20 protein-coding genes are annotated in these 22,213 nt (G+C 65.2%); 13 read left to right on the forward strand and 7 right to left on the reverse strand.

Annotated elements, in window-relative coordinates; all coding sequences use genetic code 11:
* The first annotated feature begins 22 nt into the window (after positions 1–22).
* The 5 genes from QE373_RS15805 to QE373_RS15825 all read left to right on the forward strand — a co-directional run bounded on the left by QE373_RS15805 (position 23) and on the right by QE373_RS15825 (position 4,599).
* Positions 23–1,135 (forward strand): ABC transporter permease, encoded by a 1,113-nt coding sequence (locus tag QE373_RS15805; RefSeq protein WP_309688291.1) that lies wholly within the window; start codon positions 23–25, stop codon positions 1,133–1,135.
* Positions 1,135–1,965 (forward strand): ABC transporter ATP-binding protein, encoded by an 831-nt coding sequence (locus tag QE373_RS15810; RefSeq protein WP_309688295.1) that lies wholly within the window; start codon positions 1,135–1,137, stop codon positions 1,963–1,965. The genes QE373_RS15805 and QE373_RS15810 overlap by 1 nt, the downstream gene beginning before the upstream one ends.
* A 3-nt stretch (positions 1,966–1,968) precedes the next feature.
* Positions 1,969–2,895, forward strand: coding sequence for an MlaD family protein (locus QE373_RS15815; protein WP_309688298.1), 927 nt, complete (start codon positions 1,969–1,971; stop codon positions 2,893–2,895).
* Between the two features lie 5 nt (positions 2,896–2,900).
* Positions 2,901–3,545, forward strand: a complete 645-nt coding sequence (locus QE373_RS15820) for an ABC-type transport auxiliary lipoprotein family protein (RefSeq protein WP_309688299.1) — start codon at positions 2,901–2,903, stop codon at positions 3,543–3,545.
* Between the two features lie 91 nt (positions 3,546–3,636).
* Positions 3,637–4,599: a glycosyltransferase family 2 protein gene (locus QE373_RS15825; protein ID WP_309688303.1), complete on the forward strand. Its 963-nt coding sequence runs from the start codon at positions 3,637–3,639 to the stop codon at positions 4,597–4,599.
* Here the strand turns inward: QE373_RS15825 and QE373_RS15830 are convergent.
* Genes QE373_RS15830 through QE373_RS15840 form a run of 3 tightly spaced genes read right to left on the reverse strand, consistent with a single transcriptional unit; the run spans position 4,536 to position 6,581 of the window.
* The gene (locus QE373_RS15830; RefSeq protein WP_309688306.1) at positions 4,536–5,216 is read right to left on the reverse strand and encodes an alpha-ketoglutarate-dependent dioxygenase AlkB; all 681 of its coding nucleotides are present in this window, start codon (positions 5,214–5,216) and stop codon (positions 4,536–4,538) included. The two genes, QE373_RS15825 and QE373_RS15830, sit on opposite strands and share 64 nt — an antisense overlap.
* On the reverse strand, positions 5,216–5,848 hold the full coding sequence (locus tag QE373_RS15835; RefSeq protein ID WP_309688309.1) for a CoA transferase subunit B: 633 nt from the start codon (positions 5,846–5,848) through the stop codon (positions 5,216–5,218). Before QE373_RS15835 ends, QE373_RS15830 begins: the two co-directional genes overlap by 1 nt.
* Position 5,849: 1 nt before the next feature.
* Positions 5,850–6,581 (reverse strand): CoA transferase subunit A, encoded by a 732-nt coding sequence (locus tag QE373_RS15840; RefSeq protein WP_309688311.1) that lies wholly within the window; start codon positions 6,579–6,581, stop codon positions 5,850–5,852.
* A gap of 170 nt (positions 6,582–6,751) precedes the next feature.
* Here QE373_RS15840 and QE373_RS15845 point away from each other — a divergent pair, with 170 nt between their 5' ends.
* From QE373_RS15845 to QE373_RS15855, 3 genes are all read left to right on the forward strand, one after another.
* Positions 6,752–10,078 carry an SNF2-related protein gene (locus QE373_RS15845; RefSeq protein WP_309688314.1) on the forward strand — a complete coding sequence of 1,109 codons (3,327 nt, stop codon included), beginning with the start codon at positions 6,752–6,754 and terminating at the stop codon, positions 10,076–10,078.
* Positions 10,079–10,186: 108 nt separating this feature from the next.
* Positions 10,187–11,533: a phosphomannomutase gene (locus QE373_RS15850; RefSeq protein ID WP_309688317.1), complete on the forward strand. Its 1,347-nt coding sequence runs from the start codon at positions 10,187–10,189 to the stop codon at positions 11,531–11,533.
* Positions 11,534–11,552: 19 nt separating this feature from the next.
* Entirely contained in the window at positions 11,553–12,956 is a 1,404-nt protein-coding gene (locus QE373_RS15855; protein WP_309688321.1) for a mannose-1-phosphate guanylyltransferase/mannose-6-phosphate isomerase, read from the forward strand.
* Positions 12,957–13,028: 72 nt separating this feature from the next.
* Here QE373_RS15855 and rfbD read toward each other — a convergent pair whose 3' ends face one another.
* From rfbD to rfbB, 4 genes are read right to left on the reverse strand one after another with little or no spacing between them, the layout of a single operon-like run.
* A complete protein-coding gene (gene rfbD, locus QE373_RS15860; protein ID WP_309688323.1) occupies positions 13,029–13,925 on the reverse strand; it encodes a dTDP-4-dehydrorhamnose reductase in 897 nt (298 codons plus the stop codon).
* Positions 13,922–14,479 (reverse strand): dTDP-4-dehydrorhamnose 3,5-epimerase, encoded by a 558-nt coding sequence (rfbC, locus tag QE373_RS15865; protein WP_309688324.1) that lies wholly within the window; start codon positions 14,477–14,479, stop codon positions 13,922–13,924. The genes rfbD and rfbC overlap by 4 nt, the downstream gene beginning before the upstream one ends.
* Positions 14,476–15,369 (reverse strand): glucose-1-phosphate thymidylyltransferase RfbA, encoded by an 894-nt coding sequence (gene rfbA / locus QE373_RS15870; protein ID WP_309688326.1) that lies wholly within the window; start codon positions 15,367–15,369, stop codon positions 14,476–14,478. Before rfbA ends, rfbC begins: the two co-directional genes overlap by 4 nt.
* Before the next feature lie 21 nt (positions 15,370–15,390).
* On the reverse strand, positions 15,391–16,446 hold the full coding sequence (rfbB, locus tag QE373_RS15875; RefSeq protein WP_309688329.1) for a dTDP-glucose 4,6-dehydratase: 1,056 nt from the start codon (positions 16,444–16,446) through the stop codon (positions 15,391–15,393).
* A gap of 256 nt (positions 16,447–16,702) precedes the next feature.
* On the opposite strand from rfbB, the gene QE373_RS15880 reads away from it, so the two are divergent.
* The 5 genes from QE373_RS15880 to QE373_RS15900 all read left to right on the forward strand — a co-directional run bounded on the left by QE373_RS15880 (position 16,703) and on the right by QE373_RS15900 (position 22,212).
* A complete protein-coding gene (locus QE373_RS15880; protein ID WP_309688331.1) occupies positions 16,703–17,449 on the forward strand; it encodes an electron transfer flavoprotein subunit beta/FixA family protein in 747 nt (248 codons plus the stop codon).
* The gene (locus QE373_RS15885; RefSeq protein WP_309688332.1) at positions 17,449–18,387 is read left to right on the forward strand and encodes an electron transfer flavoprotein subunit alpha/FixB family protein; all 939 of its coding nucleotides are present in this window, start codon (positions 17,449–17,451) and stop codon (positions 18,385–18,387) included. Before QE373_RS15880 ends, QE373_RS15885 begins: the two co-directional genes overlap by 1 nt.
* A gap of 2 nt (positions 18,388–18,389) precedes the next feature.
* Positions 18,390–19,370: a lysylphosphatidylglycerol synthase transmembrane domain-containing protein gene (locus QE373_RS15890; RefSeq protein WP_309688334.1), complete on the forward strand. Its 981-nt coding sequence runs from the start codon at positions 18,390–18,392 to the stop codon at positions 19,368–19,370.
* Positions 19,371–19,489: 119 nt separating this feature from the next.
* Positions 19,490–20,908, forward strand: a complete 1,419-nt coding sequence (locus QE373_RS15895) for a UbiA family prenyltransferase (RefSeq protein WP_309688336.1) — start codon at positions 19,490–19,492, stop codon at positions 20,906–20,908.
* A complete protein-coding gene (locus QE373_RS15900; protein ID WP_309688339.1) occupies positions 20,905–22,212 on the forward strand; it encodes an FAD-binding oxidoreductase in 1,308 nt (435 codons plus the stop codon). The genes QE373_RS15895 and QE373_RS15900 overlap by 4 nt, the downstream gene beginning before the upstream one ends.
* Position 22,213: the final 1 nt, after the last annotated feature.

The following is a 22,213-nucleotide window of genomic DNA, read 5'->3' on the forward strand; positions in this document are numbered from 1 at the left end:
TGCTGCATCCTTGATGCCGACCATGACCTCCGACCAGACCCCCAAGATCGAACGCGATGCCAATGAACCGGGCCGCATCCGCCTGTCCGGTCGCTGGACGCTGCACACTGCCCTGCAGGCCGCCGAGGTGCTGCGCGAGGTTCCCGAAACCCTGACCGCCATCGATGCCACCGGCATCGACCAGCTGGATTCGGCCGGCGTGCTGCAGTTGCTGCGCGTGGCCCACCGCGCCGACCTGGGCCAGGACGCGCTGCAGTTCCGCGAGGACCACCAGGCGCTGGTCTGCACGATCGAAGAGGTGGCCGACGACCGGCCCAAGCCGAAGCGTGATTTCGGCGTGCTGGCCGCGCTGGACCGGCTCGGCCGAAGCATGCACGCGACCGGCCAGAACATCGTGGCACTGGCCAGCTTCCTCGGCGAAAGCCTGGTCAAGGGCGCGCGGCTGCTGAAGGAGCCACGCCGTTTCCGGCTGACCGCCACCGTGCACCAGATGGAGCAGGTCGGGCTGGATGCGGTGCCGCTGGTGGCCCTGCTTTCCTATCTGGTCGGCGCGGTGATCGCCTTCCTCGGTTCGACCATCCTGCGCGACTTCGGCGCGGAGATCTACGTGGTCGAGCTGGTCAGCATCGCCTTCCTGCGCGAATTCGCGGTGCTGCTGACCGCCATCGTGCTGGCCGGCCGCACCGCCAGCGCGTTCACCGCGCAGATCGGTGCGATGAAGGCACGCGAGGAGATCGACGCGATGAAGACGCTGGGCCTGGATCCGATGGACCTGCTGGTGCTGCCGCGCATTGTCGCCCTGCTGATCACCCTGCCGCTGCTGACCTTCATCGCGATGGTCGCCGGCCTGGCAGGGGGTATCACGGTCGGCGCCTTCGACCTGGATATTCCCCCGCAGATGTACATCGCGCGCATGTACGACACGATGGAAGTGCGCAACATGCTGGTCGGCCTGTCCAAGGCCCCGGTGTTCGCACTGGTGATCGGCCTGATCGGCTGCCTGGAAGGCCTGAAGGTGGAAGGCACCGCGCAGTCGGTCGGTGAGCGCACCACTTCCAGCGTGGTCCAGGCCATTTCGCTGGTGATCATCCTCGACGCCTTCGCGGCGCTGTGGTTCATGCAGGTGGGCTGGTGATGGTGAACGACGAACACACCGACGACATCCACGACGCCTCCGGCGAAGACGACGCGAAGCTGGCCATCCGCGTGCGCGGGCTGGTCAACCGCTTCGGCAGCCAGACCGTGCACGAAGGCCTGGACCTGGACGTACGGCGCGGCGAGATCCTCGGCGTGGTCGGCGGTTCGGGCACCGGCAAGTCGGTGCTGATGCGCTCCATCCTTGGCCTGCGCAGCCCGGACGAAGGGCAGATCGAAGTGCTTGGCCGTGATGCGCGTGGGGGCGACAGCGAAAGCCGCCTGCACATCCAGCGCAACACCGGCGTGCTGTTCCAGGATGGCGCGCTGTTCTCTTCGCTGACCGTCGGTGAGAACGTGCAGGTCCCGTTGAAGGAGCACCACCGCGAACTGCCCGAGCGCTGGCATTACGAGTTGGCGCTGCTGAAGGTGAAGCTGGCCGGCCTGCCCGCCGACGCGATCAACAAGCTGCCTTCGCAGTTGTCCGGTGGCATGCGCAAGCGTGCCGGCCTGGCCCGTGCGCTGGCACTGGACCCGCCGCTGCTGTTCCTGGACGAACCCACCGCGGGCCTGGATCCGATCGGCGCGGCGGCCTTCGACCGCCTGATCAAGACCCTGCAGGAAGCGTTGGGGCTGACCGTCTTCCTGATCACACATGATCTGGACACCCTGTATGCCATTTGTGACCGGGTGGCGGTGCTGGCCGACCGCAAGGTCGTCGCCACTGCGCCGTTGGCCGACATCGAGAAACTGGACCATCCGTGGATCCAGGAATACTTCCACGGACCCCGCGCACGTGCTGCGCGCGGCGAACAGACCGAGAGTGCCTGAGTCATGGAAACCAAAGCCAACTACGTGCTGATAGGCGCGTTCACCCTGATCACCGGCCTGGCCCTGCTGGCCTTCGGCCTGTGGGCAGCCAAGTATTCCTCCGACCGCACGTGGCAGGAGTACCGCGTGGTGTTCCGCGAGGCGGTCACCGGCCTGACCGTCGGCAGCCCGGTGCAGTACAACGGCATCGCGGTGGGGTCGATCACCGAACTCAACCTGGTGCCGGATGACCCGCGCCAGGTGGTGGCCAAGATCCGCCTCAATTCCACCACGCCGGTGAAGACCGATACCCGCGCCAAGCTGGCCATCACCAGCCTGACCGGCCCCTCGATCATCCAGCTCAGTGGCGGCACCCCGCAGTCGCCGACGCTGACCTCGGTCAACCGTGATCCGGCACCGATCATCCCCACCACGCCCTCGGCATTGCAGAACATCACCGACGTGGCCAACCGCATCGTCGAACGCATGGACCAGGTGCTCAGCGACCGCAACGTGGCCGCCATCAACGCCACGCTGGCCAACATCGAGTCGATCAGCGGCGGCCTGGCCGACCAGAAACAGGGCACCCAGGCGCTGCTGCTCAGCGCGCGCAATGCCGCACGCAGCCTGGACGACACCCTGAAGACCACCAACGGCACCATCCAGCGGCTGGACCAGAACCTGGTGCAGCAGCTGCCGGGCATCATCGAGAAGCTCGACGCCACGATGACCAAGATGGATTCGGCCGCCGGCAATGCCGATTCGATCCTCGGCGAGAACCGCGCGGCCATCAACAGCTTCGCCAGCGATGGCCTGGGCCAGCTCGGCCCGACCCTGACCGAACTGCGCGGCCTGATCCGCGACCTGCGCCGGGTCAGCGACCGGCTTGAGAACAATCCCGCGCGCTACCTGCTGGGCCGCGACGCACCGAAGGAGTTCGAACCCGAATGAAGCGCATGCCCTCCCTGTCCGTGACGCGCCTGCTGCTGCCGGCTGCCTTGTTGGCCAGCCTGACCGGTTGTTCGATCCTCTCCAGTGGTGACCGCAAGGCGGTGACCATCTACTCGCCCGCCGTCCAGGTGAAGGTCGATCCGTCCTGGCCGACCGTCGCCTGGCAGCTGGTGCTGTCCAAGCCGAGCGCCACGCGCATGGTCGACAGCCCGCGCATCAACGTGCGGCCGAGTCCTTCGGAGCTGGAAATCTACGCGGGCGCGACCTGGGCGCAGCCGGCCACCGACATGATCGAAGACGCCCTGCTGCGCGGTTTCGAGGACTCCGGCCGGATCGCCGGGGTCGGTCGCGCGGCGGCCGGTATCCGCGCCGATTACCGCCTGGCCACCGACATCCGCCGGTTTGAATCGGATTACCGCGGCCAGCGCACGCCGACGGTGGTCATCGAAATCAACGCCAAGCTGATCCATGTGGTCGACCAGCGGGTGGTGATCGACCGCACCTTCCGCCAGGAGCAGCCGGTGGGATCGACCGAGGTGCCGGCGGTGACCGCGGCCTTCGAGAAGGGGCTCAATGCACTGACCGCCGACGTGGTGGGCTGGGCGCTGACCAGTGGGCAGAAGGATGCGGACGGCGCGTCGCTGCGCTGATGGGCTGGTGATTGGGTAGTGCCCGGGGCTGGCCGGCGGCCCTTGGCAGGCAATGTCATAATCCGGAACTGCCTGACCCGTGACTCCGCCGATGCCGCTCACCACGTCCATTGCCATGTGCACCTACAACGGCGAGCGCTTCCTGCAGGCGCAGCTGGACAGCCTGTTGACGCAGCGCCCGCTGCCGGACCAGATCGTCATCCGCGATGACGTGTCCAGCGACGGGACGGGTGAAATCCTGGCAGCCTTCGTGCCCAAGGCCGAAGCGTTGGGTATCGTGGTGGACCTGCAGGTCAATGAACGCAATGTCGGCTACCGCCGCAACTTCGATGGCGCGCTGCGTGCGTGCACCGGCGAGGTCATCTTCCTCTGCGATCAGGATGATGTCTGGCATGCGGACAAGCTGTCACGCATGTGTGCCGAGTTCGAGGCACGGCCCGGACTGCTGGCGCTGCATAGCGATGCGCGGCTGATTGATGGGGAGGGCAAGGTGCTGCCGCGAAGCTTGTTCCGGTCGGTGGGCATTGGAGCGCGCCAGCTGCGGCTCATGCATGGCGGTGAAGGACTGCGCCTGCTATTGCAGCGCGACTTCGTAACCGGCGCCACCATGGCCCTGCGCAGGCGTCTGCTGGTTGTCGCCCTTCCGCTACCCGCCAAAACGTGGGTTCACGACGCATGGCTGGCCACATTGGCTGCGATCAACGGTGATGTCGACAGCATAGAGCAGATGTTGATCGACTATCGCCTGCATGATGGCAACCAGTTGGGCCTGGGTGGAAATGATCCGGTGTCACCTGCCGCCAGGCGCCAGATACATCTTGAGCAGGACTCGTCAGGAGATCTGCTGGTGAGGCTGCAGGAACTGGGCGCACCGGCGTCACTGCAGGCTGTGATCCAGTGCAAGCAGGGTCACATGGCAATCCGCTCGCGTCTGCCCCGATCGCGTGTCCGGCGGCTTCCTTTAGTACTCGCCGAGCTGTTCTCGGGCAACTATCGGCGTTTCGGACGTGGGGTGTTATCGGCCGCCGTGGACCTCGTTAAATCCTCCCGCTGACCCTGCTGATCGTTAGAAGCCGAGCGCGCTGCCAGGATCCAGCGAAAGGTGAGGTTGATACGCTCGGCATGAACTCGCAGCGATCTTGGCAGCGCATGCTGGTAATGGGTCTGCGTGCTACCGGCCATCACGAACAGGTCCCCCTCAGCGAGCAGAAATTCACGCTTGACCGCTGGCCGGTCGCGCCTGCGCAGCAGGAACCGGCGTGCAGCGCCCAGGCTCAGCGAAGCGATCACCGGCTGCGGCCCCAGCTCCGGCTCGTCGTCGCTGTGCCAGCCCATGCTGTCGGCACCGCTGCGGTAGCGGTTGAGCAGCACGCTGTTGAAGCGCGTACCCAGTTCCTCCTGCAGTCGATCACGAACGGGCATCAGCACATCCGCCCACGGATGCGGCAGAAAGTCTGCACCGGAGTACCGGTAACGTGCATCCGGATCGCCCATCCAGCAACTCAGCCGCGGCGAATCCACCCACCGTCCGAACATGCGGATACGGTGGGTTTCCCACGGGATAGCCTCCAGCAACGTCGCGTGCAGAGCATCCGCCTGTACCGGAGGCAGCCACCCCGCAAGGTGGCGTACATCAGCATCAGGCAGATCCTGCGGGAACAGCGTGCCCATCAGCTGCGTTTGAACGCTACGCCGGTCTTTTCCACCAGTTCAGCCTCATCGACGCCCGGCGCGGTTTCCACCAGCACCAGCCCGTCTCCCGCCACATCAAACATCGCCAGGTCGGTGATGATGCGGTCCACCACGCCGACACCGGTCAGCGGCAGCGAGCATTCCTTCAGTATCTTGTGCTCGCCGTTCTTGGCGGTGTGCTCCATCAGCACCACCACCCGCTGCACGCCTGCCACCAGATCCATCGCTCCGCCCATGCCCTTGACCATCTTGCCCGGCACCATCCAGTTGGCCAGGTCGCCGCTGTCGGTGACCTGCATGGCGCCGAGGATGGCCAGGTTGACGTGGCCGCCGCGGATCATCGCGAAGCTGTCATCGCTGCCGAAATAGCTGGCGCCAGCACGCGCAGTAACGGTCTGTTTGCCCGCGTTGATCAGGTCCGCGTCGATCTCCGCCTCGGTGGGGAACGGGCCGATGCCGAGCAGGCCGTTCTCCGACTGCAGCCAGACATCCACGCCGTCGGGAATGTGGTTGGCCACCAGGGTCGGCAGGCCGATGCCCAGGTTCACGTAGGCACCATCGGTCAGTTCGCGTGCGGCACGGGCCGCCATCTCGTCACGGGTCCAGGCCATCTCAGTTCGCCTCCTGGCGCACGGTGCGTTGTTCGATGCGCTTTTCGGGCGTCGGGTTATGCACGATCCGGTGCACGTAGATACCGGGCAGATGCACCTGGTCCGGGTCGATGCTGCCTACCGGGACCACCTCTTCCACTTCGGCGATGCAGACCTTTCCGGCCATCGCGCAGGCCGGGTTGAAGTTGCGCGCGGTGCGGCGGAATACCAGGTTTCCCGCTTCGTCGGCCTTCCACGCCTTGACCAGCGCCACATCGGCGCGCAGCGCAGTTTCCATCACGTAGTGCCGTCCATCGAACTCGCGGGTTTCCTTGCCCTCGGCCACCACGGTGCCGTAGCCGGTGGCGGTGAAGAAGGCCGGAATACCGGCCCCGCCGGCGCGCAGCCGCTCGGCCAGGGTGCCCTGCGGATTGAATTCGAGTTCCAGTTCGCCAGCCAGGAACTGCCGTTCGAACTCCTTGTTTTCACCCACGTAGGACGAAATCATCTTGCGGATCTGTCGGGTGGCCAGCAGTTGGCCCAGGCCGAAGCCGTCCACGCCGGCATTGTTGGAGATTACCGTCAGGCCGCCGACCCCGCTGTCGCGCAGCGCGGCGATCAGGGCCTCCGGGATGCCACACAGGCCAAAACCGCCGACCGCCAGGGTCTGGCCATCGGCGACCACGCCCTGCAGGGCGAGCGCCGCGCTGGCATGTCGTTTATCGCGCTTGCTGCCGGTACCGGAACTATCCATTGCGTTGCTGTCCCACACGGTAATGATGACGGCATTCTAACGGCACCCCGACCCCCGGCTGGGGTGCGGCGCAGCATTTGCCGCAGTGGGCACAGCTCGTAGACTGGCTGTCCCGGTCACGCCTGCATCCCGATGTGCGGCCAGATGCCGCCCTGTTGGAAAGATCGCCGATGTCCGTCCTGTTCGATGAAAATGATCTGTATCGCTGGCTCGACGAGCACACGATCCACAAGGCGGCCGGCTACCTGGACAGGGTGTATGACCTGCGCATGGAACGGGACCTCCTGCATGCCAAGGTAGAGGGCGCTGCCACCCAGCCTTATCGGGTAACGATCAACGTCAAGGCCAGCCTTCGCAGCCCCCACAGTCGCCTCCACGGCCGCTGCAGCTGCCCGGTAGGTGACAACTGCAAGCATGTGGCCGCGGTCATGATGTGTGCCGTGCACGGGCCGGATGAGGATAACGAAGACGAGGAAATCGAGGCGACGTTACCGCAGCACGCACAACCGGTTCGCGCAGAGCTGCTTACCCGTCTGTCCGAATGGCATGCTCAGCACGCTGTACGCACGGGGTCGAGCAAGGGAAAGCAGAACCCGAAAAGCATCGCGTTCGTCCTTTCCGTATTCCAGTTCCGCTTGGCCATCCACGCGTACAGGATGCGGAAGACGGCCGACGGCGCGCTGCAGCGCGAGAAGCGGCTCGACATCACCCCGGAGCTGATCATCGATCCCCCCGGATATGTTTCGCAGCAGGATATTGCTGTGCTGGGGCAGCTGTGGTTGCGCCAGCAGCGCAAGGGCGGCCGGCGTGTAGCCGTGCAGCCGTTGCTGGACATGATTCTGGCCTCCGGCCATGGCTGGGTACAGCACTCCGGCACCAGGCAGTTGCTGCCCCTGCGCGCGGGCCGCGCTCGCGCAGGTCACCTGGAGTGGAAGGCGGCCGACAGCCAGCTGGGCGCATGCTCCCGGCCGGTGCTGCAAGTGGACGGGAACGCCGACGGGGTGGTGGAAGGTCAGTGCGCCTGTTATCTGGACGAGAGAACCGGCGAGACGGGTCCGCTGCAACTGGCGGTGGCCAGCGCCGACGCCGATGCCTTCCTTGGGCTGCCGCCGTTGCTGCCCGACGAGCATGCCCTTACCGCGCAGATGCTCCAGCAGCTGGATCCTGCCCTGCCCCTGCCGCCGGCCACCGCCGATGCGATGCCCATCGCCCAGGTGGATGGCATGGTCCCGCACCTGATGCTGCATACCGAAGAGCAACAGCAGACGTGGGGCGCGCGAAGAGGTGAGATGCAGCGGCTGGAATTCGCCACGGTCTCCTTCGCCTACGGCGACCATTTCAAGCACCTCGATGACCCCTCGCGCTTCGTGCGGGGTGCGGACGGAACGATCGAGCTGCTGCCACGCGATACGGCCGAAGAGGCCCGGCGGGAAAACGAGTTGCGCAGCAGTGGACTTCACCGCCATCCGCAGTCACCAGCGCTGCTCAGCGGGGCCGGGCCCCACTTTCACCTGCGCTCCTACGACTGGGGCAGCTTCATGCTGCGCGAGCTGTCCCGACTGCAGGAACTGGGGTGGGTGGTCACCGTCCCGGAGGATTTCCGGCACCGCATCACCGTGGTGGACAGCGTGCTCTGGGATGTGCAGCCCGATGACACAGGCACTGGCTGGCTGGACGTAGCGCTGGACATCGAAATCGATGGCCAGACGGTGCCGCTGGCACCGCTGCTGGCGCAGTTGCTGCAGACCGATCCGCGCTGGACGCGGGGCGCGCTGGATGCCATCGACGACGAGGAGCGCATCCTGATCGCCTCCCCCACGGCAGGAGCGCTGTCATTCCAGGCGGGTCGGCTGAAGCCCGTCGTGACCCTGCTCGGCGACCTGTTTGGCAACGGCGCTGGGCCCCTGCGTGTTTCCGCACGCGACAAGGGACGCCTGCAGGCCCTGCAACAATCCCGAAGCCTGCAGCTGCGCGGCGCCACCGATACTGGCGCGATGGTCCAGCGGCTGTTGCAGGAGCCTATGCCACAACCGGTTGCGGCACCCATCGGGCTGGCTGCCGCCTTGCGGCCTTATCAACAGGACGGGCTGGCGTGGCTGCAGTACCTGCGCCAACAGGAGCTGGGCGGTATCCTGGCCGATGACATGGGACTGGGCAAGACGCTGCAGACCCTGGCGCACGTGCTGCTGGAAAAGGAAGGGGGGCGGCTGGACCGGCCCGCGCTGGTGGTCATGCCGACATCCCTGCTGTTCAACTGGCAGGAGGAGGCCGCGCATTTCGCACCCGGTCTGCGCGTGCTGGTCCTGCATGGCCCTGCCCGAGAGGCGCTGTTCGAACAGATTCCCGCCCACGACCTGGTGCTGACCACCTATCCGCTGGTGTGGCGGGATGAGGCCGCGCTGCAGGCGCACGCCTATCATCTGCTGATCCTCGACGAAGCCCAGCAGGTAAAGAACACCAAGGCACGCGCGGCGATCACCCTGCGCACGCTGCAGAGCCGGCACCGGCTGTGCCTGACCGGCACGCCACTGGAAAACCACCTGGGCGAGCTGTGGACCCATATCGACTTTGTCCTGCCGGCCCTGCTTGGCAGCGAGAAAACCTTCAACCTGCATTGGCGCCATGCGATCGAGCGCAGCGGTGACGGCCAACGCGCGCAGCTGCTGGCCCAGCGCGTGCGTCCATTCATCCTGCGCCGACGCAAGGACCAGGTAGCGACGGAGCTGCCGCCCAAGACCGTGATCACTCGCCACGTGTCATTGGAGGGTGGCCAGCGCGACCTGTATGAAACAGTTCGATCGGCGATGCAGGAGAAGGTGCGCGAGGCCGTCGCCGGCAAAGGAATGGCCAAGAGCCACATCGTCGTGCTCGATGCACTGCTGAAGTTGCGCCAGGTCTGCTGCGATCCACGCCTGCTTGCAGGCAGCGATGCTGCCACCCGGGCGCGGGGGTCGGCCAAGCTTGACCTGCTTATGACGTTGCTGCCGGAGATGGTGGAGGAAGGACGCCGCATCCTGGTGTTCTCCCAGTTCACCCGCATGCTGGAGCTGATCGCACAGGCGTTGGAGAAGATCGGCCTGGCCTTCGTCACCCTTACCGGCGACACCCGCGACCGGGCCACTCCGGTGCGCCGCTTCATGCAGGGGGAGGCACCGATATTCCTGATCAGCCTGAAGGCGGGCGGTGTCGGCCTGAATCTGACAGCTGCCGATACGGTCATCCATTTCGACCCCTGGTGGAACCCCGCCGCCGAGAACCAGGCCAGCGACCGCGCCCATCGGATCGGCCAGGACAAACCGGTATTCGTGTATCGCCTGATCGCCGCCGGCAGCATCGAAGAGCGGATCAGCGAACTTCAGCAGCGGAAGGCGGCGCTGGCTGATTCGATCCTGGAGAACGGCGGTGCGGCGGGGAGTGGCTTCAGCGAGGATGACCTGCAGGCGTTGCTGGAGCCGCTTCCGGGCGTGTCGGCGAAGAAGGGTAAGGGGACGCGGTAGCGCGGTCATGAATGACCCGCTGCGGTGGTGGCGCATGCGGCCCTGACAACGATTCCCATACACGCCGGCGTATAAACTACGGAGCTGGACCCCCCAATGGAGTGACCGATGCCCCTGCCCGCCTTCAAGGCCTATGACATCCGCGGCCGCGTGCCGGACGAACTGAACGAAGACCTCGCCCGGCGTATCGGCGTGGCACTCTCGGATCAGCTGGAGCCGGGAACCGTGGTCGTCGGCCACGACGTGCGCCTTACCAGCGCGGCGCTGCAGGATGCGCTGGTCGTAGGGCTGCGCGGCGCGGGCCGCGAGGTCATCGACATCGGCCTGTGCGGTACCGAGGAAGTCTATTTCCAGACCGATCACCTGGGCGCGGCCGGTGGCGTGATGGTGACCGCCAGCCATAACCCGATGGATTACAACGGCATGAAGCTGGTGCGCGAAAAGGCGCGCCCGATCAGCTCGGATACCGGCCTGTTCGCGATCTCCGATGCGGTGGCGGCCGATACCGCAGCCGCCCTGTCGCCCAAGGCAGGCCAGAGCGAGCAGCACGACAAGAGCGCGTACATCGCGCACCTGCTGTCCTACGTCGACGCCGCCGCACTGAAGCCGCTGAAGGTCGTGGTCAATGCCGGCAACGGCGGCGCCGGCGCGATCGTCGACCTGCTCGCCCCGCACCTGCCGCTGCAGTTCATCCGCGTCAACCACGAGCCGGATGGCAACTTCCCCAACGGCATCCCCAACCCGCTGCTGCCGGAAAACCGCGCCGCCACCGCCGAAGCGGTGCGTGAGCATGGCGCCGATTTCGGCATCGCGTGGGATGGCGACTTCGACCGCTGCTTCTTCTTCGATCACACCGGTCGTTTCATCGAAGGTTATTACCTGGTCGGCCTGCTGGCCCAGGCCGCGCTCAAGCGCCACCCGGGTGGCAAGGTCGTGCATGATCCGCGACTGGTGTGGAATACCGTGGAAATGGTCGAACAGGCCGGCGGCATCCCGGTGCTGTGCAAGAGCGGCCACGCTTTCATCAAGGAAAAGATGCGCGCCGAAGATGCGGTGTACGGCGGCGAAATGAGCGCCCACCATTACTTCCGCGAGTTTGCCTACGCCGACTCGGGGATGATTCCCTGGCTGCTGATTGCCGCACTGGTTTCCGAAAGCGGCCGGTCTCTGGCTGACTGGGTCGAAGACCGCATGGCGGCCTATCCGTGCAGCGGTGAAATCAACTTCAAGGTCGCCGACGCCAAGGTATCGGTGGCACGCGTGATGGAACACTTCGCCTCGCATGCGCCGGCGCTGGACCACACCGATGGCATCAGCGCCGATTTCGGCGACTGGCGCTTCAACCTGCGCAGCTCCAACACCGAACCGCTGCTGCGGTTGAACGTCGAAACGCGCGGAGATGCGGCGCTGCTGCAGTCGCGTACCGACGAAATCTCTTCGCTGCTGCAGCAGTAACATCAGGATGTCCGCACCCATGAACAGCATCCAGCCCGTCATCCTGTCCGGTGGCTCCGGAACGCGCCTGTGGCCCTTGTCGCGCGAGGCGTATCCGAAGCAGTTCCTGCCGCTGGCCAGTGAGCTGACGATGCTGCAGGCCACGTGGAAGCGCGTCGAAGCCATCGCCGCGCGCGGTCCGTTGGTCATCGCCAACGAAGAGCATCGCTTCGTCGCCGCCGAACAGTTGCAGCAGGTGGGTGCGTCCCCCGCAGCGATCATCCTTGAACCGGTCGGCCGCAACACCGCGCCGGCCATTGCGGTGGCGGCTCTGGAGGCCACGCGCGATGGCGCTGACGCGCTGCTGCTGGTGCTTCCGTCGGATCACGTGATCAGTGACAACGCCGCTTTCCTGCGCGCGGTCGAGCAGGCTGCAGGTGCCGCCGAAGCCGGCAAGCTGGTGACCTTCGGCATCGTGCCTGCCGGCCCGGAAACCGGCTATGGGTACATCAAGGCGGCCGCAGGCGAAGGCGCCCGCGCGGTGGAGCGGTTCGTCGAAAAGCCGAACCTCGCCACGGCCACCGATTACGTGGCCAGCGGGCAGTACTACTGGAACAGCGGCATGTTCCTGTTCAAGGCCTCGCGTTACCTGCAGGAACTGGAACGCTTCCAGCCGGCGATGTTGGCCGGCAGCCGCGACGCCTGGAGCAAGGCCCGCCGTGATGCCGACTTCACCCGCCTGGACAAGGACGCGTTCACCGCCGTGCCGTCCGATTCCATCGACTACGCGGTGATGGAGAAGACCGCCGATGCGGTGGTGGTGCCGCTGGATGCCGGCTGGAACGACGTCGGATCATGGACCGCACTACGCGACGTATCGCAGCAGGATGGCGACGGCAACGCGCACCAGGGCGATGTCATCGCGATCGACTGCCGCAACACGTATGCCTACGGCCAGCGCCTGGTGGCGATGGTCGGGTTGGATGACGTGATCGTTGTGGAAACCGACGATGCGGTACTGGTCGGCAAGGGCGACCGCATGCAGGAGGTCAAGGCCGTGGTGGCCCGGCTGAAGGCCGAAGGGCGCAGCGAAGCCACCTGGCACCGCAAGGTGTACCGGCCATGGGGCGCCTACGATTCGATCGACAACGGTGCGCGTTTCCAGGTCAAGCGCATCACGGTCAAGCCCGGTGGCACACTGAGCCTGCAGATGCACCACCACCGCGCCGAACACTGGATCGTGGTGAGCGGGACCGCCGAGGTCACCCGCGGTGAGGAAGTGCTGCTGCTCAGCGAAAACCAGAGCACCTACATCCCGCTGGGCGTCACCCACCGCCTGCGTAACCCAGGACGCCTGCCGCTGGAGCTGATCGAAGTACAGTCCGGCAGCTATCTGGGCGAAGACGATATCGTGCGCTTCGAAGATACCTACGGTCGGCAGTAGCCGACCGTAAGTCAGCTCGACGGGGTCAGAGTCCTTCCGCATGGCGGAAGGACTCTGACCCCTTGCCAGGCTTCAGCCTGCGATCTCGCCGATCACCCGCTTCAACCCGTCCTGCCAGGCTGGCAGCGCGATGCCGAAATCCTGCGTCAACTGGCGGTTGTCCAGCACCGACCAGGACGGCCGCTTGGCCGGCGTCGGGTACTCCGAGCTGGCGATCGCTTCCACGCTCGGTACCTTGGCCAGCACGCCGCGCGCGAGCGCTTCGGCGAAGATCGCCTCGGCGAACCCATGCCAACTGGTCTGCCCGGAAGCGGTCAGGTGCCACGTGCCGGACAGCCCGCCAGCGTGCTGCAGGGCCTGCGCGGTGACATCGGCGATCAGCGCCGCCGGGGTCGGCGTACCGACCTGGTCGGCCACCACGCGCAGCGCATCACGCTCGGCTCCCACGCGCAGCATGGTGCGCAGGAAATTCGCACCGTGCGAGGCGTACACCCACGCCGTGCGGAAGATCAGGTGGCGCCCGCCAGCTGCGCGCACCGCATCTTCGCCGTCGCGCTTGCTGGTGCCGTACACGCCCAGCGGCGCGGTCGGCTGGTCTTCACGGTACGGCGCGGTGCCTTCACCGTCGAAGACATAGTCGGTGGAGTAATGCACGAACGGTACGCCCGCACCCGCGCACCAGCGTGCGATCACCCCAGGCGATTCGGCATTGGCACGGAAAGCTGCCTCCACGTCCTGTTCCGCCTTGTCCACCGCCGTATAGGCAGCAGCGTTGACGACAGTCCGGGGCTGGACGCGATCCAGCAGCGCAACCAGCGAATCGGGCTGGTTGAAGTCTGCAATCTCACAGGTGCGGCCATCCGGCAGCAGGCCGTTGCGCGTGGTCGCCACCACCTCGCCCAGCGGGGCCAGCGCACGCAACAGCTCCTGCCCGACCTGGCCGTTGCCGCCGAATACCAGCATCGTCATGCGACGAACACCGGCAGGCGCTCTTCGGCGATGTCCTTCAGGAACGGGGCAGCCTCATCCTTTGCCGACAACGTCGGGTTGGAAATCGGCCAGTCCACCGCCACGTCGGCGTCGTTCCAGCGAAGTCCCGAATCCGCCTCCGCCACGTAAACGTCGGTGCACATGTAGTGGAACAGAGCGCGCTCGGACAACACCGCGAATCCGTGAGCGAAGCCCTCCGGGATCCAGAGCTGCCGCCGATTTTCAGCGCTGAGAATCACTGACGCGTGTTTTCCGAACGTCGGAGAGCCTTGACGGATATCCACGGCTACATCGTAGACCTCACCCTCCAGAACGCTGACCAGCTTTCCCTGCGGCCGAGGCCACTGGTAATGAAGGCCACGCAGCACGCCGCGTGAGGACGACGAGACGTTGCTCTGGACAAAGTCCATCTGCAATCCCTCGGCCTCAAAACGCTCCTTGTTCCAGCCCTCGAAAAAGAATCCGCGGGCGTCTCCAAAAACCCGAGGCTCCAGTACGACGCATCCTGGGAGCTGAGTCTGGACGATTTTCACGGAATCGAACCCCGCTGGGCCAAAGCATGGAGATACTGGCCGTAGGCATTTTTGATGAGCGGTGCGGCCAAGGACTCAAGCTGGGCGACGTCAATCCAGCCGTTGCCCAGTGCGATCTCCTCAGGGCAGCACACCTGCAGGCCTTGGCGGGTCTGGATGGTTTCAATGAAGTTGGAGGCTTCCAGCAGCGACTGGTGGGTGCCGGTGTCCAGCCACGCGTAACCGCGACCCAACGGCTCCAAGTGCAATGCACCCTCGTCCAGGTAACGTTGGTTGAGATCAGTGATTTCCAGCTCGCCGCGCGGCGAGGGCTTCAGTTCGGCAGCGTACTCACTCGCCTTGCCATCGTAGAAGTACAGACCGGTCACTGCGTAGTTCGAACGCGGCTTGGCCGGCTTTTCGACCAGGCCGATCACCTTGCCATCCTTGTCGAACTCGGCCACGCCGTAGCGTTCCGGATCATTGACCCAGTAACCGAACACGGTGGCACCGTCGGGACGTGCGTCAGCACGCTTCAGCACGTCGGTCAGGCCGTGGCCATGGAATACGTTGTCGCCGAGCACCAGGCAGCTGGGCTTGCCGTCAAGGAATTCGCGGCCGATCAGGTAGGCCTGGGCCAGGCCGTCGGGGCTCGGCTGCGCGGCGTACTGGATGTCCATGCCCCACTGCGAACCGTCGCCCAGCAGCTGCTTGAACAGCGCCTGCTCGTGCGGGGTGTTGATGATCAACACTTCACGGATGCCCGCCAGCATCAGCACGCTGAGCGGGTAGTAGATCATCGGCTTGTCATACACCGGCAACAGCTGCTTGCTGACGCCCTTGGTGATCGGATACAGCCGGGTGCCGGAGCCACCAGCGAGGATGATGCCTTTACGCTGCGTCTGCGTCATGGGTACGTGGTCCTTGTGGGCTCAGGCGGTGGTGCCGATGCGCTGCAGGCGGTAGCTGCCGTCAAGCACGCCGTTCACCCATTCCTGGTTGTCCAGGTACCAATCGACAGTGAAGCCGATGCCCTGCTCGAACGTGTAAGCCGGCTCCCAGCCCAGTTCGTCCTTCAGCTTGGATGCATCGATCGCATAGCGACGATCGTGGCCCGGGCGGTCGGTGACATAGGTGATCTGGCTGCTGCGCGGCTGGCCGTCTTCGCGCGGACGACGCGCATCCAGCAGCGCGCAGATCGCCTGTACCACTTCGATGTTCTGTTTCTCGGAGTTGCCGCCTACGTTGTAGGTTTCCCCGACGCGGCCCTTGGCCAGCACGGTGCGGATCGCTTCACAGTGGTCGGACACGAACAGCCAGTCACGCACCTGCTTGCCATCGCCGTAGACCGGCAGCGGCTCGCCGGCCAGCGCCTTGGCGATCACCAGCGGGATCAGCTTTTCCGGGAAGTGGTACGGACCATAGTTGTTCGAACAGTTGGTGGTCAGCACCGGCAACCCGTAGGTGTGGTGGAACGCGCGCACGAGGTGATCCGACGCCGCCTTGGACGCCGAGTACGGCGAGTTCGGCGCGTACGGCGTGGTCTCGCTGAACTTGCCGGTCTCGCCGAGGGTGCCGTAGACCTCATCGGTGGACACGTGCAGGAAGCGGAACGCCGCGCCCTTGTCGGCCGGCAACGCCTTCCAGTAGTCGCGCACCGCTTCCAGCAGGCCGAGCGTGCCGACCACATTGGTCTGGATGAACGCGCCCGGGCCGTCGATGGAGCGGTCGACGTGGCTTTCCGCGGCAAAGTTCAGCACCGCATCCGGCTGGTGTTCGGCCAGCAGGCGCGACACCAGCGCACCGTCACCGATATCGCCTTCCACGAAGACGTGGTCGGGATTGCCTTCCAGACTGCTCAGGGTCTTCAGGTTGCCGGCATAGGTCAGGGCATCAAGATTGATGACCTTCACGCCGCGGGCTGCTGCTTCGAGGACGAAATTACCGCCAATGAATCCGGCGCCGCCGGTGACAAGCCAAGTGGGCACTACCTGTTCTCCTGTATGGGATGAATATCCAGGCCTCCTTGGCCCGGGGGATTCAGCAGTAAAGGATACAACGGCCCCTGGTCGAGGGCGCCTTCGCGGAATGAACGTATCGCGCGGATGCCGCAGCGCAGCATCCACTAACCCACCGTACGCATTCGCATGGTTGGCAAACGCCAGTTAGAATCGGGGTCCCACCCCCGAACCGGTTGCTGTTGCCAGGACCGGACGACCCCCGATAGTGAAGGACCCGTACCAGATGAAAATCCTCGTCGCGTACAAGCGCGTGGTGGACTACAACGTCCGCATTCAGGTCAAGCCGGACGGTTCCGGCGTGGTAACCGATGGCGTCAAGCTGTCGCCGAATCCCTTCGATGAAATCGCCCTGGAAGAAGCCCTGCGCCTGCGCGACAAGGGCATCGCCAGCGAAGTCATCGTCGCCACCATTGCCCCGGCCGACGCCCAAGCGCACCTGCGCAACGGCCTGGCCATGGGCGCCAACCGCGCCGTCCATATCGTCACCGACCAGGCCGTCCAGCCGCTCACCGCCGCCCGCGCGCTGCTCAAGCTGATCGAAAAAGAACAGCCTGGCCTGGTCATCCTGGGCAAGCAGGCCATCGATGACGACGCCAGCCAGACCGGCCAGATGCTGGCCACGATCTGGGGCCGGCCGCAGGCGACCTTCGCTAGCAAGCTGGAGATCGCCGAGGGCAAGGCCACGGTGACCCGTGAAGTCGATGCCGGCCTGGAAACGCTGGAAGTGGACCTGCCCGCCGTGGTCACCACCGACCTGCGCCTGAACGAGCCGCGCTTCATCAAGTTGCCCGACATCATGAAGGCCAAGGCCAAACCGCTGGAAACCCTGCAGTTGGCCGACCTCGGCGTTGAAGCCGTGGATGGCCTGAAGACCACCACCTATGCCGCGCCGGGCAAGCGCAGCAAGGGCGTGATGGTCAAGGATGCCGCCGAACTGGTGGCCGCACTCAAGCAGAAGGGGTTGCTTTAATGAGCAGGATTCTCGTCATCGCCGAGCACCACGACGGCAAGCTCAACGCTGCCACCGCCAAGACCGTCAGCGCGGCAACCGCCATCAGCGGCGCCGAGGTGCACGTGCTGGTGCTGGCTGCCGATCCGACCGCCGTGGCTGCCGAAGCAGCGAAGATCAACGGTGTCAGCAAGGTGCTGACCGTGGCCAATGCCGCCAATGCCAACCCGATCGCGCAGGTGCTGGCACCGCAGATCGCCAAGGCCGCCGCCGGCTACAGCCACGTGTTCGGCCCGTCCACCACCTTCGGCAAGGACCTGATGCCCTGCGTGGCCGCCCTGCTGGGCGTCGCCCAGGTGTCGGACCTGATGACGGTTGAGGGCAGCCACACCTTCAAGCGCCCGATCTATGCCGGCAATGCGATCATCACCGTCGAAGCCCCGGCCGACCAGACCGTGGTCGCCACCGTGCGCAGCGCCTCCTGGCCTGAAGCCGCCCAAGGCGGCAGCGCCAGCGTGGAAGCACTGAGCGTGGACGCCAGCCTGCCGACGCATACCCGCTTCGTCGGCCTGGCTGCGGCCAGCAGCGACCGCCCTGACCTGCAGAGCGCCAAGCGCGTGGTCTCCGGTGGCCGTGGCGTCGGTTCGGAGGAGAACTTCAAGGTCATCTACCAGCTGGCGGACAAGCTGGGTGCCGCCGTCGGTGCCTCGCGTGCCGCCGTCGACGCCGGCTACGTGCCCAATGAGCTGCAGGTCGGCCAGACCGGCAAGATCATCGCCCCGGAGCTATATGTGGCGATCGGCATCAGTGGTGCGATCCAACACCTGACCGGCATCAAGGATGCCGGCACGATCGTGGCGATCAACAAGGATCCGGATTCGCCGATCTTCGAAATTGCCGATATCGGGCTGGTGGGGGATCTGTTCACCCTCCTGCCCGAGCTGGAAGCGGCGCTGTAAACATGCAGACACGTACGCCTCCGGAACCGGCAAGGCCGGTACGCCGGGGGCGTGCCGCGATCTGGGTTGCCACCACCGCCGCTGTCTACGTCCTGCTGCTGGTGTACGTGGACCGCGAACGCAACCTGTTCTCCCAACTGCGCCAGCTTGCCGGACCGCTTCTGCTGTGCGCGGCCCTGGTACTCCCTGGTTACCTCCTGCGCTATCAACGCTGGCGCCTGCTGCTCGGCGGGCTGGAGACCGTCCATGTCTCCTGGTGGAGGGGATTGTGGGGATACATCGCCGGATTCGCCTTTACCGCATCCCCGGGCAAGGCGGGCGAACTGTTGCGGATCCGCTACTTCGGCTGGCAGGGCATCGCGCCACGCAGCACGCTGACCGCCTTCATCTTCGAGCGGGCCCAGGATCTGCTGATCATCACCATGCTGGCGTCCGGTGCTGCGACATTGATCGCTGCGTTCGGGCTGCTGGTGGGATGCGTCGCCATGGTGGTGCTGGGGGTGGCCGCGCTGGCGCTCTCACCGGCGCTGGGGGCCTTCGCGCGGCGTGTCGTCGCGCGCTTGCCCGGTGCTTCGGTACGCCGGCTGGGCAGCTTCCTCGTGGAGGGAACCTGCGCTCTGGCACCGCTGGTGGGCGCCAGGCTGGCCGTGGAGTCCGCGTTGCTGGGCGCGCTCGCCTGGCTGTTGACGGCGCTGGCGTTCTGGCTGCTCTGTGACGCACTTGGAATCTCGCTGGCCATGCATCTTGCATTGGGTATCTACCCGCTGGCGATGCTGATTGGCGCGCTTTCGTTCATACCCGGCGGGGTCGGCACCACCGAAGCCGCCATCGTGCTGATGTTGGCCGCGACAGGTGTCGATACGGACCGCGCGCTCACTGCGGCCGTCGGCATTCGCCTGGCCAGTCTGTGGCTGGCCGTGCTGGTGGGCATGCTGGCGGTGGCACGCCTCGAAGTGGGCCGCCTGTGGCGCGTCCGCAGCTGACACCTTAAAGACACGCCCATTGACACACCACAGGCTTATACTATTCAGTCGAATTTCAGGGACGGGGAATTTTTATCCATGCGGCAGGCCATCAGCTACGAGAAAGAGGCGCGACGCACGTGAGTACCGCCAATCGTCCACTATGCGTTGATCTCGATGGCACCCTCCTTCGTTCGGACATTCTGTACGAATCGTTGCTCGCGTTGCTGGCGCGCAACCCTCTGTACTTGTTCCTGATCCCTTTCTGGCTGCTGGGTGGCAAAGCGGCGGTCAAGCGACAGCTTGCGTCCCGGGTCGCGTTGCCTGCCGAAACGCTGCCCTACGACGAGCGCGTGCTGGAGATCCTGCAGACGACGACCCAGCGCCCTCGTGTCTTGTGTACCGCTTCCGATCTGATCCTGGTACAGCCCATTGCCGATCACCTCGGGGTGTTCGACGAAGTCATCGCCAGTGATGGGAAGACTAACTTGTCGGGCCGCAACAAGGCCGACGCGCTGGTCGCTCGATTTGGTGAACGCGGCTTCGATTATATGGGTAATGGTCGGGTCGATCTGGATGTATGGGCGCATGCAGGCGGTGCGATCGTGGTCAACAACGGCGCTTCGCTGGCGCGCGAGGCCGCACGGCACACGGGGGTATTGGGGCACCTGCCGGCGCGCAACGGCGGGCTGCTTGCCTGGATCAAGGCCCTGCGCATCTACCAGTGGCTGAAGAACCTGCTGGTGCTGGTGCCCCTGCTCACCGCCCATCGTTTCCTCGACCCGGACGCCGTGCTTAACGCTGGCGTTGCGTTTCTTGCATTCGGCCTTTGTGCGTCGGGCGTTTACCTGTTGAACGATTTGTTGGACCTGACACCGGACCGCATGCATTCACGCAAGCGCAGGCGTCCCTTCGCGGCGGGAACGCTTCCCCTGCTGCACGGCTTGCTGGTCGCCCCGCTGCTGACCGTGCTGGGCTTTGCACTGGCGCTCGTATGCAGCCCTGCCTTCGCCGCCGTCCTGCTCTGCTATTACGTCATGACCCTGGGTTACTCGCTGAAGCTTAAGCGGATCGTGATGATCGATGTGGTCCTGCTCGCCGCTCTGTACACCGTGCGGATCATCGGGGGCACGGTAGCGATCGACTCCGAACTTTCGTTCTGGCTGCTGGCATTCTCGATGTTCGTCTTCCTCAGCCTGGCGATGCTGAAGCGCTATACCGAACTGGCAGCGGCCTTGGCCGATGGCAAGGACCTCGCCCTGGGACGCGGCTATTCCGTCGCCGACCTACCGCTGGTGCAGTCTCTGGGCACCGCAGCCGGCTACATCGGTGTGCTGGTGTTCGCCCTGTACATCAACAGTCCGGAAAGCATGCAGCTGTATGGCAATCCAAAGCTGCTCTGGCTGTTGTGTCCCATCCTGCTTTACTGGATCAGCCGCATGTGGGTCGTGGCGCACAGGGGCGGCATGCATGATGACCCGATCGTTTTCGCGGCCATGGACCGCGGCAGTCAGGTCGTCATCGCCCTCTGCGTACTGGTCGTGCTGGCAGCCATATGACTGCGCAGGCAGGCCAGTCCTGGGGGCGCTATCCGCGCGCCAGCCATACCCGGATCGCGCTGGACGACCGGACGGTCGTCCTTCCGGCCTCCGATGGAAGCCTGCTGCCGCATGGCAGTGGCCGAAGTTATGGCGATAGCTGCCTGAATCCTGGTGGCACGCTGTTGATGACCCGGTCACTTGACCGCTTCATCGATTTCGATGCTTCGAGCGGCGTCATCCGCTGCGAAGCGGGCGTCACTCTCGCCGAGATCATCGCGCTGGTGCTGCCCGCCGGCTGGTTCCTGCCCGTCACTCCCGGCACGCGCCACGCCACGGTGGGCGGCGCGATCGGTAATGATGTGCACGGCAAGAACCACCATCGCGCCGGAACCTTTGGGCATCATGTGCGCCGCCTGGAATTGTTGCGCAGCGACGGCAACCGGCTCGTGCTTGATGCCAACGATGCCTCTGGACTATTTGGGGCCACGCTGGGTGGGCTCGGGCTGACCGGCCTGATCACCTGGACCGAGCTGCAGCTGCGGCGGGTGCCGGGCCCGTGGATCGAAACCGAGTCGATCCGCTTCGATCACCTGGATGATTTCTTCGCACTGTCCAAGGAGTCCGGCGCGGACTTCGAGTACACCGTTGCCTGGATCGACTGCCTCGCCAACGGCAAACAGCTGGGCCGCGGTCATTTCCTGCGTGGCGACCACGCGCCGGGCGATGCGCAGGCAGCAACCCCCTCTTCATCCCCGCGACGAAGCATCCCCTTCGTCCCCCCTGTATCGCTGGTCAATGGGCTGACGCTGCGCCCGTTCAACACGATGTACTACTGGCGTCAGCCGGCACGCCGCCGTCGGCATGTCAGTCATTACCAAAGCTATTTCTACCCACTGGACGGCATCAACCACTGGAATCGCATGTACGGCCCACGCGGCTTCCTGCAGCACCAGTGCGTATTGCCGCCGGTGGTCGCGCGCGATGCAATCGCCGAGCTGCTCACCGAAATTTCGCGCAGTGGGCGCGGGTCCTTCCTTGCCGTGCTGAAAGAGTTCGGCACGCGGCCCTCGCCTGGGTTGCTGTCTTTCCCGCGGCCGGGAACCACTCTGGCGCTGGACTTCCCGAATGACGGGCCGGAGGTGTTCCTGATGCTGGATCGGCTTGACCAGATCGTCGCCGAGGCTGGCGGTGCGGTTTACGCCGCAAAAGATGCGCGCATGTCCGGCACGCTGTTCCGCCAAGCCTATCCCGAATGGGAACGTTTTGCCCAGTACATCGACCCTCGTTTCTCATCCGGCTTCTGGCGCCGGGTCACGGAGTAAG

It is taken from the genome of Stenotrophomonas sp. SORGH_AS_0321 (genome assembly GCF_031453215.1).
Taxonomy (GTDB): domain Bacteria; phylum Pseudomonadota; class Gammaproteobacteria; order Xanthomonadales; family Xanthomonadaceae; genus Stenotrophomonas; species Stenotrophomonas chelatiphaga.